Source organism: Streptomyces yamdrokensis (assembly GCF_053890455.1).
Window position 1 is genome coordinate 1300344 of the sequence record NZ_CM132679.1, and the last position, 17338, is coordinate 1317681.

A 17338-nucleotide genomic window follows, 5' to 3' on the forward strand; every position below is an offset into this window, starting at 1 on the left:
CTCCGCCGGGGTTCGCCGGGTACCTGGGCGTGGACGACGGTGCCGGTGGGGTGCCGTTCACCGGAGGTGCCGTCTCCGGGGGCTGCGCCGTCAGTCCCGCGCCGGCCCGAAGCGCGACCACAGCCCCGTCGTCCGCTCGTCGGCCGCCACCGCCGCGGCTCCGGCGGTCACCGTCTCGTAGACGGACATGATGTCCGCTCCGACGGTCGACCAGTCGAAACGGCGGACGTGGGCGCTGCCCCGCTCGCGCAGCTTCGCGCGCCGTTCCGGGTCCCCCAGGAGGCGTACCGCGGCCTCGGCGAGCGCGTCGGCGTCCTCCTTGGGGAACAGTTCACCGGCTGCGCCCCGGTCGAGGACCTGGGCGAAGGCGTCCAGGTCGGAGGCGAGCACCGGCGCCCCGGCGGACATCGCCTCGACCAGGATGATGCCGAAGCTCTCGCCGCCGGTGTTGGGCGCCACGTACAGGTCGACGCTGCGCAGAAAGCGGGCCTTGTCCTCGTCGCTGACCATGCCGAGGAACTCGACCCGGGAACGGAGTTCGGCGGGCAGGGTGCGCACCGCCTCCTTCTCGTCGCCGCGTCCCGCGACCAGCAGCCGTGTCCGCGGGCGGGCGGCGAGGATCTTCGGCAGGGCGCGCATCAGCACCGGCAGGCCCTTGCGGGGCTCGTCGATGCGGCCGATGAAGCCGATCGTGTCGCCCTGCCAGTTCGGCTCGGGCTCGGCGCGGGCGAAGAAGTCGACGTCCACTCCGTTCGGGATCACCACGGCGTCGCCGCCGAGGTGTTCGACGAGCGTGCGGCGGGCGTACTCGCTCACCGCGATCCGCGCGCTGATCTTCTCCAGTGCCGCCTGCAGGATGGAGTACGCGGCGACCATGGCCCTGGAACGCGGGTTGGACGTGTGGAAGGTCGCGACGATGGGTCCCCGGGCCGCCCAGCAGGCCAGCAGGCCGAGCGAGGGCGAGGTCGGCTCGTGGATGTGGATCACGTCGAAGGCGCCCTCGTGCAGCCAGCGCCGCACCCGGGCCGCCGACAGGAAGCCGAAGTTGAGCCGGGCCACCGAGCCGTTGTACGGCACCGGCACCGCGCGGCCGGCCGGGACGACGTACGGCGGCAGCGGGGTGTCGTCGTCGGCCGGGGCGAGGACGGACACCTCGTGACCCTGGCGGATGAAGTACTCGGCCAGGTCCCGGATGTGGAACTGGACGCCACCCGGTACGTCCCAGGAGTACGGACAGACGATGCCGATCCTCACGGGGTCCCCTCGGCGTTCTCGTCGGGGTCCCGCGCGGGATCGAGATCCTTGAGCCACAAGCGCTGCAGCATGTGCCAGTCCTCCGGATGGTCGGCGATGCCCGTGGCGAAGGCGTCGGCCAGCGCCTGTGTCATGACAGACGTCTTCTCGGCCCGCGTGCCTGACGTCGGAACCGGGACCGCCGGATGGACCCGGCCCCGCATCACGGGCGAGTCGTCGTACCAGAGCGTCGCCGGCAGCAGCAGCGCCCCGGTGTGCTGGGCGAGCAGGGCGGGGCCGCCCGGCATCCGCGCGGTCTCCCCGAAGAACTCGACCTCCACGCCGGAGGCCGACAGATCGCGGTCGGCGACCAGGCAGACCAGTCCCCCGTCGCGCAGCCGCCGGGCCAGCGTGCCGAACGCGCTGCCGCCGCTGTGCGGGAGCACTTCCATGCCGAGGCCCTCGCGGTAGGCGACGAACCGGTCGTACAGCGTCTCCGGCTTCAGACGCTCGGCGACGGTGGTGAACGGGATGCCGAGCCCGGTGGTGGCCCAGGCTCCCGCGAGATCCCAGTTGGCGAGGTGCGGCAGCGCGAGGACGACGCCCTTGCCGGCCGCCATGCCGTCGGTCACGCGGTGGATGTCCTTGATGTCGATGCCGTTCGCGATGCGCTCCGGGCTCCAGGCGGGCAGCCGGAAGGACTCCATCCAGTACCGCAGGTACGAACGCATGCCCGCGCGGGACAGTTCGGCGAGCCGCTCGGGGCTCGCGCCCGGCACCACGCGCGCGTAGTTGCTCTCCAGCCGCAGCACGCCCTGGCCGCGCCGCTTCCAGGCGATGTCGGCGATGGTCCGGCCGAGCCGCACGGCGACGGGTTCGGGCAGCTTCTTGACGGTGGCCCAGCCGGCGCCGTACAGGGCGTCGCTCAGGCGGTCCTGCACGCTCACTTCGCGGCCCCGCTCCCGCGGGCCTCCTGTCCCCCGGCGGCCTCCTGCTCCTGGGCGGCCTCCGCGGCCTCCGCCTCGGCGGACTCCCGGCGCACCGTGACGACCCGCTGGATCAGCGTGATCAGGCTGCCGACGGCGACGATCCACAGGGCGACCGGCAGCAGGTACTGGATGCCGGGCACGCCGAACGCGTGCAGGCCCGCCAGGCCGGCCGCGACCAGGGAGACGACGAGCCGCTCGGCCCGCTCGATCAGCCCGTTCACGGCCACCGGCAGTCCGATCGACTCGCCGCGCGCCTTGGTGTAGGACACCACCTGGCCGCTGGCCAGGCAGAAGATCGACACGGCGCACAGGACGAGGTCGTCGCCGCCGCCCGCGTACCACAGGGCGAAGCCGCCGAAGACGGCCCCGTCGGCGACCCGGTCGAGGGTGGAGTCGAGGAAGGCACCCCAGCGGCTGGAGCGGCCCAGCTGGCGGGCCATGTTGCCGTCGACGAGGTCGGAGAACACGAACAGCGTGATGACGACCGTGCCCCAGAAGAACTCGCCCATGGGGTAGAAGACCAGCGCGCCCGCGACCACACCGGCGGTGCCGATGAGCGTGACCGTGTCCGGGCTGACCCCCCGCCGGATGAGAAACGCGGCGAACGGTGTGAGGACACGCGTGAAGAATGCACGCGCGTACTTGTTCAGCATGGCCTTCCCGACGGTCGGTGTGGCCGCGTGGCCCCACTGGCCACCGGCTGGCCCATCGTAGTCACGCGCGCGGACGACCGACGCCGGGCACCCGAGTATCCGGCACGGGGGACGGCCCGCGTGCGGATCCCCGTCCCGGAGCAGCGTCGGAAGGGGGATCGCGTCCTTCGTATGGACGCACCGTGACGGGAGTGGAAAGCTCGAAGGACCGCGGGCGTCGCCGGAGCCGTCACCGCTCGGGGTGCCCCGGGCCTGGCCCCGGGGAGGATTCCGCGAGTCCGCGCCCACAGTGACCTCACCGTGCACGGGAGGCAGGACCATGGGCGACAAGGCACGCACACACCCCGGAGCCGCCGGAAGGGCACAGGCGGCCGACCACCCCACGTCCGTACGGAACGTGGTGCTGGTCGGCCACTCCGGATCGGGCAAGACGACCTTGGTGGAGGCTCTCGCGCTGACCGCGGGAGCGGTGAACCGGGCGGGCCGGGTGGAGGACGGCGGCACCGTCTCCGACTACGACGACATCGAGCACCGGCAGCAACGCTCGGTACAGCTCTCCCTGGTGCCCCTCGAATGGGACGGCATCAAGATCAATCTGTTGGACACTCCCGGGTACGCCGACTTCGTCGGTGAACTCAGGGCCGGTCTGCGAGCGGCGGACGCGGCCCTTTTCGTCGTCTCGGCCTCCGACGGGGTGGACGGCTCGACCCGCATGGTGTGGGACGAGTGCGCGGCCGTCGGCATGCCGCGGGCCATCGTCGTCACGCACCTGGAGGCGGCCCGCGCGGACTTCAACGAGTTGACGCGCGTGTGCGCGCGGACGTTCGGCGGGGACGACCCCGACGCCGTGCTGCCGCTGTACCTGCCGCTGCACGGCCCGGAGGGACCCGACGGCCACGCGCCCGTGACGGGCCTGATCGGGCTGCTGACGCAGAAGCTGTTCGACTACTCCTCCGGCGAGCGCGAGGAGCACGAGCCCGACCCGGACCGGCTGCCGCTGATCGAGGAGGCCCGCGACCGGCTGATCGAGGGGATCATCGCGGAGAGCGAGGACGAGACCCTCATGGACCGCTACCTCGGCGGCGAGCCGTGCGACGTCGAAACCCTGATCGAGGACCTGGAGAAGGCCGTCGCGCGCGGTGTGTTCTTCCCCGTCCTGGCCGCCGCCCCCGCGGCCGAGGGTGCCCGCCAGGGCCTCGGCACGGTCGAACTGCTCGGACTGATCACCGGCGGCTTCCCGACGCCGCTGGAACACAGCACTCCGCGTGTGACCACGGTCGACGGCGCACCGCGCGAGCTGAAGCCGTGCGACCCCGACGCCCCGCTGGTCGCCGAGGTCGTCAAGACCTCGTCCGACCCGTACGTCGGACGGCTCTCGCTGATCCGGCTGTTCTCCGGCACCCTGCGCGCCGACCAGACGGTGCACGTCTCGGGGCACGGACTGACCGACCGGGGCCACGAGGACCACGATGTCGACGAACGGATCGGCGTCCTGTCCACACCGTTCGGCAAGCAGCAGCGTCCGGTGTCCCACGTCATCGCGGGCGATCTCGCGTGCGTGGCGAAGCTGGGCCGCGCGGAGACCGGGGACACCCTGTCCGCCAAGGACGATCCCCTCCTGATGGAACCCTGGGAGATGCCCGACCCGCTGCTGCCCCTGGCCATCCGGGCGCACAGCAAGCCGGACGAGGACAAGCTCTCGCAGGGACTGGCCCGCCTCGTCGCGGAGGACCCCACGATGCGCCTGGAACACAACCAGGACACCCGCCAGGTGGTCCTGTGGTGCCTGGGCGAGGCCCATGCGGACGTGGCCCTGGAGCGGCTGCGCAGCCGGTACGGCGTCCAGGTGGACGTCGTGGCCCACCGGGTGCCGCTGCGCGAGACGTTCGGGGCCAGGGCCTCCGGACGCGGGCGGCACGTCAAGCAGTCCGGCGGGCACGGGCAGTTCGCCATCTGCGAGATCGACGTGGAGCCGCTTCCGGGCGGTTCGGGCATCGAGTTCGTGGACGAGGTCGTCGGCGGCGCGGTGCCGCGGCAGTTCATCCCGTCCGTCGAGAAGGGCGTACGGGCGCAGGCCGCCAGAGGAGTCGCGGCCGGTCACCCGCTGATCGACGTACGGGTGACACTGCGGGACGGCAAGGCCCACTCGGTGGACTCCTCCGACGCGGCCTTCCAGACGGCCGGCGCGCTGGCGCTGCGGGAGGCGGCCGCGGACGCGCGGATCCACCTCCTGGAGCCGGTGGCCGAGGTGGGCGTGCTGGTCGCCGACGACTACGTGGGCCCGGTGATGAGCGATCTGTCCGGCCGACGCGGCCGGGTGCTCGGCACCGAGCAGTCGCCGGGCGGCCGCACCCTCATCCGGGCGGAGGTCCCGGAGATCGAGCTCGGCCGGTACAGCGTCGACCTGCGGTCGCTCTCGCACGGCACCGCGCGCTTCAGCCGCCGTTACGTGCGGCACGAGCCGATGCCGGCGCAGATCGCCGAACGGGTCCGGGAGGAGGCACTCAGCGCCTGACGGCGGACCGCGGACAGGCGGACGGCAGGCGGCGGCCCGTGCCTCCCCATGGCCCGGACGAGGCGCCGGCCGGCTCCGGCAGCCCCGCGGGCGCCCGCGCACCACCGCGCCAGGACACGCACCCGGCAGCCGCGGAATGCGCCCTTGGAGAGGCCGCGCTTCGTACCGGCAGGCGGCTTTCGGCCGTCAACCTACGGACGCCGGTGGCTGCGGATACCCTGAAGACCAGTTCAACAGGTGTGCGCGGCAGGGAAGTCGGGAAGGCCGCAAGACGACAGTGGCGGCGATCGGGGGCGGGAATGGCCGTTGAAGGCGGTTACGCGGAGTTCTTCGGTCCGCAGGTGCCGAGCACCGGCGACGACGGGCAGACCCCGACGTTCGCGCTGGCCTCGGCCGCCTACCGGGACAACGAGGCCGACGAGATACTCAAGGCCAACAGCGAGTGGCACAAGTCGTCCGTCGGCAAGCCCCGGATCGCGCTGTTCCGGCCGAATCTGGGTGAGGCGTTCTCCCGGGCGATCATCGACCGGATGCTGGGTTCCGGGCGGGCACCGCTCATCCAGTCCTTCGGCACCCAGCCGCAGGTGGTCGTGGAGCACAGCCTCGCGGCACACCGCATCCGCAGGGAGCGGGACAACTGGCTGAGTGCCGTGACGGTGCTGTGCGGCCTGCTGTTCCTGCCCGGACTGCTGGTCTGGCTGCTGGTCTTCCAGATCCGCACCACCATCGCCAGGCGCGAGGACAAGCGGGCCGGCGCGCTCGCCACCGTCCTGCTGGTGGCGATGGGACTCCTCGCCGCGCTCTTCCTGCTCCGGATGCCCTTCGACGGATTCTGGGGCTGGTACGCGCGCGCCTGTGTCGTCGCCCCGGTGATCGGCTGGTTCTGGGCCAAGCGGATCTGCGAGCGCACGGCCCACGACCTCAGGGAGCGCTGGAGCAGCCTGCTCTCCGGCGGCAGTGTGGGCGCCAAGGTGCCCGAGGCGGTACCGAGCAGCCCCGGCGAGACGGCCGCCGAACAGTTGCGTCAGTCGCTGGCCCGGCTCAGCGCCGAACAGCAGTCCAACTCCGTGTTCTACGCCGGGCCCAAGGGGATACTCGGCATGGGCACGCGCTGGGGCAGCTGGCAGCTCGCCGAGGAGCTGATCCCGATCGACCCGGACCGGGAGATCAACCCGTTCCGCAGCTGGGACGTCATCAAGGCCGTTCACGACCGGCTGCGCATGCTGGAGCGCGGCCCGCTGCACACCGGAGGCTTCCCCAAGCCGACGGTACGGCACTGGATCGTCACCCCCATCGGGGAGAACGCGGGAGCGGTGTCCCGGCCCGACGGCACCGACGTCGCGGCGTACCAGATCAAGTCGCACGCCATACAGGAGATCTGCAACAACCAGCAGTTCGGCGCGGGCGACCGGCACTACCTGGGCGTGCAGTGGACGCTGTGGGACGGCCAGTTGGTCCTCACCATGCTGATCACGGTGACGGTGCTGCACGAGACGCTGCGCATCGAGGTCACCGGTCATGCGTTGGGCCCGGTGCACCCCCTGTTCACGAGCAAGCCGGCGGCCAAGGAGAAGTCGGTCCAGAAGTCGGTCAGGTTCTGGGAGACCAGGACGGTGAAGCTCCCGCTGGTCGACACCGACGAGGTGGTGCGCCTGGCCGCCCGCGCGCCGCTGACCTGGTATCCGCCGCTGCTCTACTGGCTGGGCGGCAAGCTCTCGCTGCCCGAGCCCTTCGGCCTGCGGCACGCCTGGGCGGACAAGCCGTGGCGGCACCGTTTCATGGCCGACGACGCGCTGCGCGCGGCCACGCCGGTCCTGCGGGCGGTGCACGCGGCGGCGATCAAGGTGCTGAAGGAGAACGGCGTGGACACGGAGAAGTTCGGTGCCCGGTCCTCGTCCCTCAGCGGGGCGGTCCAGGACGCGGCTCCCAAGAAGGCCGACGTGTACGACGCGTGAGAAGGGGGCGGCCCCCAGCCGGGGCGCCCCGCCGTGTCTTAGGGGTCCTTGCACCATGAGCGCCCGATGAGGTCGTGTGGTCCGGTGCCGTGCGTCGCAAGGCGCCACAGAGCCCTCGTAGCGGAGCTACCAGGGCTCTGTGGCAACGCGGCGAGGTGCGGTGCCGGGCCGCGCGACCCGGGCGGGCACAGCGCAAGGACCCCTTAGGAGGGCCAGGCCTCCGCCAGCATCTTGCGGGTGTCACCCAGCAGTTGCGGCAGCACCTTCGTGTGGCCCATGACGGGCATGAAATTGGTGTCGCCGCCCCAGCGGGGTACGACGTGCTGATGCAGGTGCGCGGCGATGCCGGCGCCCGCGACGGTGCCCTGGTTCATGCCCAGATTGAAACCATGAGCCCCGGAGGCGCTGCGCAACGCCATCATGGCCTGCTTGGTGAGTTCCGCGAGCTCTGCGGTCTCCGCTTCCGTCAGATCGGTGTAGTCGGCGACGTGGCGATAGGGCACGACCATGAGGTGGCCGCCGTTGTACGGGTAGAGGTTGAGTACCGCGTACACGTCCTCACCACGCCGAATGATCAACCCGTCCTCGTCGGACTTGGCCGGGATCGAGCAGAAGGGGCATCCGTCGTCGGCCCCGGGGCCGCTCGGCTTGTTCTCGCCCTGGATGTACGCCATCCGGTGGGGCGTCCACAGACGCTGGAACGCGTCCTGCGTGCCCACTCCGATCTGCTGCTCCGGCTCACTCGTCATGCGTGCAGCATATGGCGTCACTGTGGGGGTACGGCAAAGGCCCTCGGGGGTCCCCCGAGGGCCGGTCCCCGCCTGCGCGGGGAGCACATCAGACCTGAACCCGACGCTCCACCACGTCGACGATCTCGGCGATCGCTTCGTCACGGGGAATGCCGTTCTTCTGCGACCCGTCGCGATAGCGGAACGACACCGTGCCCGCGTTCATGTCGTCGTCGCCGACGATCACCATGAACGGCACCTTCTGCTTCTGGGCGTTTCTGATCTTCTTCTGCATGCGGTCCGAGGAGGAGTCCACCTCGACCCGCAGGCCCTGCTTCTTCGCGTCCGCGGCGAACTTCTCCAGGTACTCCACGTGGGCGTCGCCCACCGGGATACCCACCGCCTGCACCGGCGCCAGCCACGCCGGGAAGGCGCCCGCGTAGTGCTCGAGGAGCACCGCGAAGAACCGCTCGATGGAGCCGAACAGCGCGCGGTGGATCATGACCGGGCGGGTCTTGGAACCGTCCGCGGCCGTGTACTCCAGGTTGAAGCGCTCCGGCAGGTTGAAGTCGAGCTGGATGGTCGACATCTGCCAGGTGCGGCCGATCGCGTCCCGGGTCTGGACGGAGATCTTCGGGCCGTAGAAGGCCGCGCCCCCCGGGTCCGCGACAAGGTCCAGGCCCTGCTTCTCGGCGACCTGGCGCAGCGTCTCGGTCGCCTCCTCCCAGGCCTCGTCGCTGCCGACGAACTTCTCCGGGTCCTTGGTGGACAGCTCCAGGTAGAAGTCGGTCAGACCGTAGTCGCGCAGCAGGCCGAGCACGAAGGTGAGCGTCTTGTCGAGTTCGTCCGCCATCTGCTCACGGCTGCAGTAGATGTGCGCGTCGTCCTGGGTGAACCCGCGGGCGCGGGTCAGACCGTGCACGACACCCGACTTCTCGTAACGGTAGACCGTGCCGAATTCGAACAGCCTCAAGGGCAGTTCACGGTACGACCGGCCGCGCGCGTCGAAGATCAGGTTGTGCATCGGGCAGTTCATGGGCTTGAGGTAGTAGTCCACGCCCTCGTCGAGCTGCATGGGCGGGTACATCCCGTCGGCGTACCAGTCCAGGTGGCCCGAGGTCTCGAAGAGCTTCCCCTTCGTCGCGTGCGGGGTGTAGACGAACTCGTAACCGGACTCCTCGTGCCTGCGCCGCGAGTAGTCCTCCATGACCCGGCGGATGATGCCGCCCTTGGGGTGGAAGACGGCGAGGCCGGAGCCGATCTGTTCCGGGACGGAGAACAGGTCGAGCTCGCTGCCGAGCTTGCGGTGGTCGCGCTTCTCGGCCTCGGCGAGGAACTCCAGGTGCGCCTTCAGCTCGTCCTTGGTCGGCCAGGCGGTGCCGTAGATGCGCTGGAGCATCGGGTTCTTCTCGCTGCCGCGCCAGTAGGCGGCGGCGTTACGCATCAGCTTGAACGCCGGGATGTTCCGGGTGGTCGGCAGATGCGGGCCACGGCAGAGATCCCGCCAGCACAGCTCGCCGGTCTTGGCGTCGAGGTTGTCGTAGATCGTCAGCTCGCCCGCGCCGACCTCGACGTCCGCGCCGTCGTCGTGCGAGGCGGAGCCCTTGAGGCCGATCAGCTCGAGCTTGTACGGCTCGTCGGAGAGCTCCTCACGGGCGGCGTCGTCGCTCACCACGCGGCGCGAGAAGCGCTGGCCGCGCTTCTGGATCTCCTGCATGCGCTTCTCGATGGCCTTGAGGTCCTCGGGCGTGAACGGCCTCTGCACGTCGAAGTCGTAGTAGAAGCCGTCCTTGACCGGCGGGCCGATGCCCAGTTTGGCCTCGGGGAACAGGTCCTGCACGGCCTGGGCCATGACGTGCGCGGTGGAGTGCCGCAGGATGTCGAGACCGTCCGGGGAGGAGATCTCGACGGCTTCGACGGTGTCACCGTCCCCGACCTCGTGGGCGAGGTCCTTGAGCTCACCGGCCACGCGCGCGGCGACGACCGAGCGCTCGCCGGCGAAGAGCTCGGCGGCCGTGGTGCCCGTCGTCACCACGCGTTCCTCCCGCTCGGAATCGCGTTGGATGATCACACGGACGTCTGACACCGGTCTCTCCTGACTGAAGGCTGGGCTGCGGCGCCATACCTGAGCGCACGCACGGGTGCGATCGTACCGACCCGGACCGGTGCGGGGCGAAATCATTGTCCGCCGCCGTCTTCACCCCGGTCAGCCGCAGTCCCTCTCGCCGTCCCTCTCTCCGTCGGGGCGGTCGTCGTCGGCGCCGCAGGCCTCGCCGAAGAGGGCTGCGGTTTCCGCGTTCTCCTGGAGCGCCTTCATCAGCCGGTCCCGCTCGGCCTCGTCGACCTGCACCGGCGCCGCCCTGCCGACCCCGGTGAGCCGGCGGAAGCCGCCCCTGCTCTCCAGCCGGCCGCTCACCCGCACCGGCAGTCCGACCAGGTGGGCGTGGACGGCGACGCGGTAGGCGTCCTCGTCGAGGGTGACGCGTACGTACCCGAGTTCGGCGCCGGCGAGCACCCGAAGCCGTACGGTTCCCGCGCCGCGCGGTCCCGACCTGCGCATCCGGACCACGGCGCCGGTGATCCGGACCGGTACGGAGGGTTCCGCACGCCGGAGGCGGGCGCCCGCCTCGCGCAGGACGGGCAGGTCACCGGGCGAGAACTCGACGGGTTCGGCCGAGGTGGCGCAGCCGTCGGGTACACCGGCCGCGGGAGCCCACGCGACGGCGACGCGGGCTCCCTGCGCGCCCTGGACGAGGGTGACGAGGGCGTCGGTGAGCTCGTGGCTGACGCCCGACTCGACGGCGGTGTCGAAGGCCTCCATTCCGCCGGTGGCCCGCCGGTAGTCGATGGCCTCGCGGGCCGCGTACAGGGCATGGTGGAGGCGTACGGCGAGGGGGCGGGCGGCGGTGACGGGCGCGAAGGCGGTGAGCCGGTGGCCGCCGCCGGCGGGACCGACCAGGATGTCGTCGAGTGCGGCGGCGGCCGCGCGGCGGTGCCGGGCGCCGTGGTAGCCGACCCGCGCGCGGGTGGCGAGGGCGGCGGCGAGGAGCGTCCGGCGGGCGGCGGTCCGCAGGTGTTCCTCGGCGGTCCAGGCGGTCGCGCCGCCGGGGCCGTCGGATGTGTCGCGCCACCAGCGGATCTCGTCGCTGGGCAGGGCGAGGGAGACGAGGACCTCGCGGGCGGCCGGGGTGCCGCTGCGGGACAGCGCGGCGAGCGCCTCGGCGAGCAGGTCGTCGCTGTCGGGGAAGGCGCGGCTCTCCGGGACCAGCAGGCTGGTCCCGGAGCCGGGTCCGGGCGGGGTCCAGCGCCCGTAGCGTCCGGCGGCGCCGCCACGACGCTGCCAGCCGTGCCGGTGCAGCAGGGCACCGAGGACGGCGGGGTCGATGTCGGCGGCCTCCGGCGGCCGGCCGTGCCGGGCGTCCTCGGCGGGGTGCGGGCTGACGGGGCGCAGACGTTCCTCGGCCGGGCGGTGCGTCACGGTGTTCCTCCCGTCCCGACCCTGGCCATGATCTCGCGCAGTGCCCGGTCGTCGAAGATGCGTGCGGTGGGAATGCGCACGGTGGTGCGGCGCAGTCCGGTGACCGGCTGTCCGGCGAGGTTGACCCAGTAGCAGCAGTGCCTCAGATCGAGCCGGTCGTGCCCGGCGCGCAGCCAGTCGTCCTGCGAGCGCGGGACGAGCATGACGACGAGGATCTTGTGCACCGAGACCGGGGTGCGGGCGAGCTTCGCCAGGTGCGCGTTGTCGAGGGTGAAGGAGAAGGAGGGGCCGGGCGGGTGGGGCGGGATCTGGTGGGTCGCCTTCAACTGCACCTTGATGGTGACCTCGTCGTCGACGGTGTGCCCGGGTGCGCTGTGGCTGACGTGCCAGTCGATGCCGTTGTCCGGGAAGGGCTGGGACAGTGAACAGCCTGCCGCGGCGGCGACGGCGTGCAGATAGCCGACCTGCAGGGTCTCCATGCAGGCGGTGGTGGCGAGAGAGCCGCGAGGGGGTGCCGTGCGCTCGGGCAGCAGCCCGCCCCGTTCGGGCTGCACGATGGCCATGGCCGACAGCCTTCCAGAACAAGTGTGTCCCCGTACCGGGCCGCTGAACTGCGAAGACCCGTAGTTCTGTTGTCTCCGTCCGGCGTACGGCGCAAACGGCCCGGGTATCACCGGAGCGGGCAGCCGGCGAGATGTCGACTGCCGATGGTGAGCGAGGGGTTGGTGGGGATGACGTGCTGGTACGAGGGGCCGCTGGCCGCCTTCGACACGGAGACGACGGGGGTGGACGTGGAGACCGACCGGATCGTGTCGGCCGCCGTCGTCGTGCAGGACGCACCGGGCACCCGGCCGCGGGTCAGCCGCTGGCTGGTGGATCCGGGGGTGCCGGTGCCCGCCGCGGCGTCGGAGATACACGGGCTGACGGATGATCACCTCGGGCTGCACGGCCGCCGGCCGGCACCGGTGATGTACGAGGTGGCGCAAGAGCTGGCCGAGCAGGCGCGGGCGGGCCGGCCGCTGGTGGTGATGAACGCGCCGTTCGATCTCACCCTGCTGGACCGGGAGTTGCGCCGTCATCGGGCGATGCCGCTGAGCCGCTGGTTCGAGCGGACGCCGCTGCAGGTACTGGATCCGCGGGTCCTCGACAAGCATCTGGACCGCTACCGCAAGGGCCGCCGCACGCTCACCGACCTGTGCGCGCACTACGGCGTCGAACTGGAGGGCGCCCACGACGCGGCGGCGGACGCGGTGGCGTCGCTGGAGGTCACCCGTGCGGTGGGCCGCCGCTTCGCGTCCCGCCTGGAGCGTCTGTCCCCCGGCGAGCTGCACACCCTACAGACGGTGTGGCACGCGGGCCAGGCCCGTGGCCTTCAGGCCTGGTTCGCCCGCAACGGCACCCCGGAGGTGGTCGACCCGGCCTGGCCCCTGCGCCCGGACCTGCGGGCGGCGGCATGAGGGAACCGCGCCGGGCAGGTGACGCGGGGTCCTGTGGCACCGGACACGACACGAAGAAGCCGGTCCGCCTGGGGCGGACCGGCTTTCCCGGTGGGCGATACTGGGTTCGAACCAGTGACCTCTTCGGTGTGAACGAAGCGCTCTCCCACTGAGCTAATCGCCCGGGAACGCGGTGAACGATACAGGGCCGGACGGGCTCGGTTCAAACCGCTCGGAGGTGGGCGGCCAGGCCGCGCCGCCCGGAGCGCATCATCAGGGCGTGGTTCGCACGGAAGAGGGGTCGTCCGGGCACGGCGAGGCGGCGCAGGAGGGGTTTGCGGACGTCGACCTCCTGGTCGTAGCGGGCGAGTGTGCCGGCGGGGCCGGCGGGGGTGACGGTCCAGCGGGCCCAGCCGTCGAGGTCCCCGGACAGGTGTACTTCGAGGATTCCGGCCGTGGGATCGCGCCGTGTCTCGCGCAGGGTCGTCCTCAGGTCGAAGGGCAGTACGGAACGGATCCGCACGGCCCCGCCGGTGGTGTCGAGCCGGGCGACCTCCCGCACCTGCGGCCACCAGCGGGGATAGTCCTCGATGCGCTCCAGGGCGCGGTACACCGGTCCGGCGGGCGCGGGCAGGCTCCACAGACTGCGGAAGCGGTAATGGCTGCGGTCCATGGAGGAAGTCTGCCCGCCCGCGCCCGGGGCGCATGGTCCCCTTAGGGGTCCTTGCACCATGAGCGCCCGATGAGGCCGCGTGGTCCGGTGCCGTGCGTCGCAGGGCGCCACAGAGCCCTCGTAGCGGAGCCGCCAGGGCTTTCCGGCAACGCGGCGAGGTGCGGTGCCGGGCCGCGCGGCCCGGGCGGGCACGGCGCAAGGACCCCTTACCGCCTTCTACGGCATCCGGTCGCCCAGGAGGGCGAGGTTCTCGATGGCGGCGAGGCCGTAGAGCGCGGTGTCGTTGGTGGACACCCAGGTGGCCTCGCTGCCGGCGACCAGGGCGGTGGGCCCGGTCACCTTCTCGGTCTTCCAGGGGGCGGATTCCTTGTAGCCGTCGGAGTTGTAGAACTTGTCCCAGGCCCGGTCGGCGAGCCGGTCGTCGCCGGTCTGCACGGCGGCGTAGGCGTCGAGGCGGGAATGGCCCTGGAAGAGGATCAGACTGCCGAAGTGGGAGCCGTAGCGGGCCGCCTGTTCCGTCTTGCTCGCGTTGAAGTAGCGGCAGTAGTCGTAGTACGCCTCGTTGAAGGCCGGCATGTCGACCAGGTCGATGAGTTCGGCGCACAGTTCGTTCAGGCCGAAGACGGCCGAGAGGTGGGAGACGCCGACCACGGGTTCCTCGGCGATCGCGAACTTCCCGGTGTCCAGGTCGTACAGTCCGGTGCCCTGGACGAAGCCGTTGGGCTGGGCGGCGATGGTCTCCATGGTGGACAGGACGCGTGCCCTGGCCTTCTCCCACTTCGGGCCCCGGCGTTCCCATTCGGTGAGCCAGGCCGAGACCAGGCCGCTCCAGTCGGTGCCGAAGCCGATGGACAGGGCGTGCCGGTCGGGGGTGTACGGCTCGGTGCGGATCTTGCGGATGGGATCGAGGACGAGGAAGGTCTCGTCGGAGTCGACGTTGGCGTGCATGAGGTCGCCGACGCGTTCGTCGGCGGTGAGGAAGTAGTAGTAGCGCCGGTAGGTGGTGTTGGCGATGCGCTGCTGTTTGGCGCTGTCGGCCCAGTGCTGAACGCCGTGCCGGGTGCCGAGGCCGGCCCACTGGCCCAGGTGGTAGACGTCGACTTCGCCGGTGTGCCGGGTCATCGCCTCGGCGAAGCGGAAGATGTCGGCGCGGCCGGAGCGCAGGTAGGCGTACCAGAGCCAGAGGTCCGGCGAGAGTTCGGAGTTGTCCCAGGCGTAGCCGCCGACGTCGTAGCGCCACTGGTGCCGGGCGGTGTCGTAGGTGTGCATGATGTCGCCGTAGTCCCAGAAGCCGTACCAGCGGCGCATCTCCACCTGGTCCTTGTAGTAGGTGAAGAGGAAGTCGAGGTGGTCCTCGATCTTCGCCTTGGCCGGGGTGGAGCGGTCGGGCGCGGAGAACAGGCCGGGACCGAACACCTTGGCGCCGATGAGCTGTTCCGGCGGGGCGGCGAGTTGCGGGAGGACGCGGACGGCCTCGACCTGTTGTGCGAGTCTCTCGGCGCTCGGGGTCGACTCGTTGGCCCAGAAGAGGAGTTCGGAGGTACGGGCGATGCCGTAGGGGGTGCCGAACCCGGGCTCGTAGTCCTCGTAGGTGATGTTGAGGCCCTCGAGCTGTTCGGGGAAGGTGTCCTGGCCCATGCCGTCGTGGTAGAAGCGCAGGTCCATGGGCTGCGCCTCGGGCGACCAGAGCCAGAGGGTGACCTCGGCCGCGTCGGTGTGGGCGTCGCGGATGTCGAGCTGGGCGGGGTGCTTCTCCCAGAAGTCGCGCAGGCCGAAGGAGAGTCCGCCGCCGACTCCCCCGACGTAGCCGAAGCCGGAGGCGCGCCGGCCTCCGCCGGCCGGGATCCAGCCGTATCCCTTCCTGGTGCGCTTGCGCAGGGCGAAGCCGTCGGCGGAGAGCTGGGAGAGGGTGTAGTCGCCCCACTCGGGGATGTACTGCAGGCGGGTGGTGACCCGCTGGTCCCAGGTGGCGGGGTCGGGGAGTTTCTCGCCGGCGAACTGGGCGGCCTGCACGGCGGCGCCCGGGTCCCGGCGCAGTCCGGTGACGCCCTTGACGGCCTCGCGCAGCAGTCCCGTGCCCTCACCGCCGATGCGGATGTGGCGGTCGTAGGACTCGTCGCGCAGGGGCACGGTGAAGCGGACGCCGATGCCGCGGATGAAGTCGCCGCTCGCCCTGCCGGGTTCCTGCGTGCCGTCGTAGGTGACGGTGTGCACCATGCGGAAGGAGTCGGCGCCCGCGTAGAAGTAGAGGCGGACGGAGAAGGGCAGCCAACCGCGGCGCCCCTTGCGGTGTTTGCCGTCGACGCGGACGACGGCGCGGACCGGCCCCTCCTGTTCGACGGTGACGTCGTCGATGGCGCCGTCGAAGCGCTCGGTCCTGACGGTGCTCTGGTCACCGTCCTCGAACTCGGGCTGGCGCAGCAGGACGAGGCGCCCGTTCCGGGCGATCTCGGTGGAGCCGCGGGTGACGGATTTGACGATGGTGGCGCCGGACTTGGCGATCTTCGCGGTGATGACGCCGGTGGAGATGCCGATGGTGCCGCCACGCCGGTCGACGGTGATCTTCTTCTCGGGTGCCGCGGGGGTGCCGGTGGTGAGGGTGAGCCTGCCGGTGCCGGAACTCACCGCGTGCGCGGTCCACTTCAGGGAGCCGTCGGGCCAGTGTGCGAGGGGCCAGGACTGTACGGGTACGGCCCTGCCGTCCGCGTCGGTCAGCGCGAAGGTCTGGTCGCCCTGGTGGGCGCCCTTGGGCCAGGGCACGCCGACGGTGGATCCGGGCGCCGCGCCCAGGCCGCCGTCCTCGAGCCAGTCCAGGGCCACGGGGTCGTCGCCGGCGGTCCCGGCTCTCGGCGCGGCGGTGGCGTCTCGGCTGCCGAGGGCCCAGCTGAACTGGGCGGCGGCGCCTGCGACGGCGGCTGCCTTCAGGAGGGACCTGCGGGGGATGGGGGGCATGGCCTTTCCTTTCCGTGCGGGATGCAAGGTGGTGTCAAGGGCATGACAGACAAAGGCGCGGCGCCGGGGCGCCGGCCGTGGTACGGAAGGCACCGCCCGTCAGCGGTGCCGGTAGCGCTCCTCCACGGCGACGGCCGCCGCCGCGACCGCTCCGAGGACGGGCAGGGCGAGCGGCGCGCTGAACCAGGCGGAGCAGACCACCACGGCCAGCCCGCCGACGATCAGGAAGGATCCGGCGGGGTCGAGCACGGTGCGGCGGCCGGCCCCGGCGAGCAGCGACCACCAGGAGTCCCCGGGCCGCCAGGAGGCCGCCGCGCGCAGTCCGGCGACGACCGCGGCGATGAGGGCGAGCACGCCGACGGCGCCCACGAGCGCACCGCCCGGCAGCCCTGCCCGTACGGCCCGTACGTCCACCAGGACCACGGCGAGGGCGGCCCACCCGGCGAGGCCGACGAGCCACCCGCCGCGCAGCGCCGAGCGGAAGTCGGCCGTGAACTCCCGTAGTCCGCCGCGCTCATGGGCGAGCTGCCGCCCGAGGTGCCGCGACCCGGCCGCGAACGCGGCGGGGTAGGTGACCAGCGGGAGCGAGGCCACCGCGATCCACACCCCGGTGAGCAGGCACTCGGCGAACAGGGCGAACTTCCCGGCGAACGGTGACTCGCCACGTGCGGTACGGGCCTCGCGGCGTGCGGTACGGATTCCGGCGTGCGCCTCCGTCATGATCGG

The 17338-nt window shown here is 71.6% G+C and carries 12 protein-coding genes, 1 tRNA gene and 1 pseudogene; 3 read left to right on the forward strand and 11 right to left on the reverse strand.

Features of this window, described 5'->3' with window-relative positions:
* Positions 1 to 90: 90 nt before the first annotated feature.
* From ACWZEH_RS05085 to pgsA, 3 genes and pseudogenes are all read right to left on the reverse strand, one after another.
* A complete protein-coding gene (locus tag ACWZEH_RS05085; RefSeq protein WP_456195996.1) occupies positions 91 to 1254 on the reverse strand; it encodes a glycosyltransferase family 4 protein in 1164 nt (387 codons plus the stop codon).
* Positions 1251 to 2180 (reverse strand): phosphatidylinositol mannoside acyltransferase, encoded by a 930-nt coding sequence (locus ACWZEH_RS05090; protein WP_456195998.1) that lies wholly within the window; start codon positions 2178 to 2180, stop codon positions 1251 to 1253. Before ACWZEH_RS05090 ends, ACWZEH_RS05085 begins: the two co-directional genes overlap by 4 nt.
* Positions 2177 to 2931 (reverse strand): annotated as a pseudogene (gene pgsA / locus ACWZEH_RS05095) (phosphatidylinositol phosphate synthase). The gene ACWZEH_RS05090 and the pseudogene pgsA overlap by 4 nt, the downstream one beginning before the upstream one ends.
* Positions 2932 to 3194: 263 nt before the next feature.
* On the opposite strand from pgsA, the gene ACWZEH_RS05100 reads away from it, so the two are divergent.
* Both ACWZEH_RS05100 and ACWZEH_RS05105 read left to right on the forward strand, forming a co-directional pair.
* Positions 3195 to 5390, forward strand: a complete 2196-nt coding sequence (locus ACWZEH_RS05100; protein WP_456196000.1) for an elongation factor G-like protein EF-G2 — start codon at positions 3195 to 3197, stop codon at positions 5388 to 5390.
* 299 nt (positions 5391 to 5689) lie between these two features.
* Entirely contained in the window at positions 5690 to 7345 is a 1656-nt protein-coding gene (locus ACWZEH_RS05105; protein WP_456196001.1) for a hypothetical protein, read from the forward strand.
* A gap of 203 nt (positions 7346 to 7548) precedes the next feature.
* On the opposite strand, the gene ACWZEH_RS05110 is transcribed toward ACWZEH_RS05105, so the two are convergent.
* The 4 genes from ACWZEH_RS05110 to ACWZEH_RS05125 form a co-directional block, all read right to left on the reverse strand.
* Entirely contained in the window at positions 7549 to 8094 is a 546-nt protein-coding gene (locus ACWZEH_RS05110; protein ID WP_456196003.1) for an HIT family protein, read from the reverse strand.
* Positions 8095 to 8182: 88 nt separating this feature from the next.
* Positions 8183 to 10159, reverse strand: a complete 1977-nt coding sequence (gene thrS, locus ACWZEH_RS05115; RefSeq protein ID WP_456196005.1) for a threonine--tRNA ligase — start codon at positions 10157 to 10159, stop codon at positions 8183 to 8185.
* A gap of 120 nt (positions 10160 to 10279) precedes the next feature.
* Positions 10280 to 11551 (reverse strand): hypothetical protein, encoded by a 1272-nt coding sequence (locus ACWZEH_RS05120; protein WP_456196007.1) that lies wholly within the window; start codon positions 11549 to 11551, stop codon positions 10280 to 10282.
* Complete coding sequence (locus ACWZEH_RS05125; protein WP_456196009.1) at positions 11548 to 12114, reverse strand: DUF4365 domain-containing protein; 567 nt, start codon at positions 12112 to 12114, stop codon at positions 11548 to 11550. The genes ACWZEH_RS05120 and ACWZEH_RS05125 overlap by 4 nt, the downstream gene beginning before the upstream one ends.
* A gap of 168 nt (positions 12115 to 12282) precedes the next feature.
* Here ACWZEH_RS05125 and ACWZEH_RS05130 point away from each other — a divergent pair, with 168 nt between their 5' ends.
* Entirely contained in the window at positions 12283 to 13008 is a 726-nt protein-coding gene (locus ACWZEH_RS05130; RefSeq protein WP_456196011.1) for a 3'-5' exonuclease, read from the forward strand.
* A gap of 91 nt (positions 13009 to 13099) precedes the next feature.
* Here the strand turns inward: ACWZEH_RS05130 and ACWZEH_RS05135 are convergent.
* From ACWZEH_RS05135 to ACWZEH_RS05150, 4 genes are all read right to left on the reverse strand, one after another.
* Positions 13100 to 13171 (reverse strand) — tRNA-Val (locus ACWZEH_RS05135).
* A 39-nt stretch (positions 13172 to 13210) separates the two neighbouring features.
* Entirely contained in the window at positions 13211 to 13660 is a 450-nt protein-coding gene (locus ACWZEH_RS05140) for an SRPBCC family protein (RefSeq protein WP_456196013.1), read from the reverse strand.
* 216 nt (positions 13661 to 13876) lie between these two features.
* Positions 13877 to 16612, reverse strand: coding sequence for an exo-rhamnogalacturonan lyase family protein (locus ACWZEH_RS05145; protein ID WP_456196015.1), 2736 nt, complete (start codon positions 16610 to 16612; stop codon positions 13877 to 13879).
* A gap of 99 nt (positions 16613 to 16711) precedes the next feature.
* The gene (locus ACWZEH_RS05150) at positions 16712 to 17332 is read right to left on the reverse strand and encodes a hypothetical protein (protein WP_456196017.1); all 621 of its coding nucleotides are present in this window, start codon (positions 17330 to 17332) and stop codon (positions 16712 to 16714) included.
* Positions 17333 to 17338 lie beyond the last annotated feature (6 nt).

Bases quoted from the DNA above. Each gene is read 5' to 3' on its own strand.
- ACWZEH_RS05100 (WP_456196000.1), top strand. From the start codon at position 3,195: ATGGGCGACAAGGCACGCACACACCCCGGAGCCGCCGGAAGGGCACAG.
- ACWZEH_RS05105 (WP_456196001.1), top strand. From the start codon at position 5,690: ATGGCCGTTGAAGGCGGTTACGCGGAGTTCTTCGGTCCGCAGGTGCCG.
- ACWZEH_RS05110 (WP_456196003.1), bottom strand. From the start codon at position 8,094: ATGACGAGTGAGCCGGAGCAGCAGATCGGAGTGGGCACGCAGGACGCG.
- ACWZEH_RS05125 (WP_456196009.1), bottom strand. From the start codon at position 12,114: ATGGCCATCGTGCAGCCCGAACGGGGCGGGCTGCTGCCCGAGCGCACG.
- ACWZEH_RS05130 (WP_456196011.1), top strand. From the start codon at position 12,283: ATGACGTGCTGGTACGAGGGGCCGCTGGCCGCCTTCGACACGGAGACG.
- ACWZEH_RS05140 (WP_456196013.1), bottom strand. From the start codon at position 13,660: ATGGACCGCAGCCATTACCGCTTCCGCAGTCTGTGGAGCCTGCCCGCG.
- ACWZEH_RS05145 (WP_456196015.1), bottom strand. From the start codon at position 16,612: ATGCCCCCCATCCCCCGCAGGTCCCTCCTGAAGGCAGCCGCCGTCGCA.
- ACWZEH_RS05150 (WP_456196017.1), bottom strand. From the start codon at position 17,332: ATGACGGAGGCGCACGCCGGAATCCGTACCGCACGCCGCGAGGCCCGT.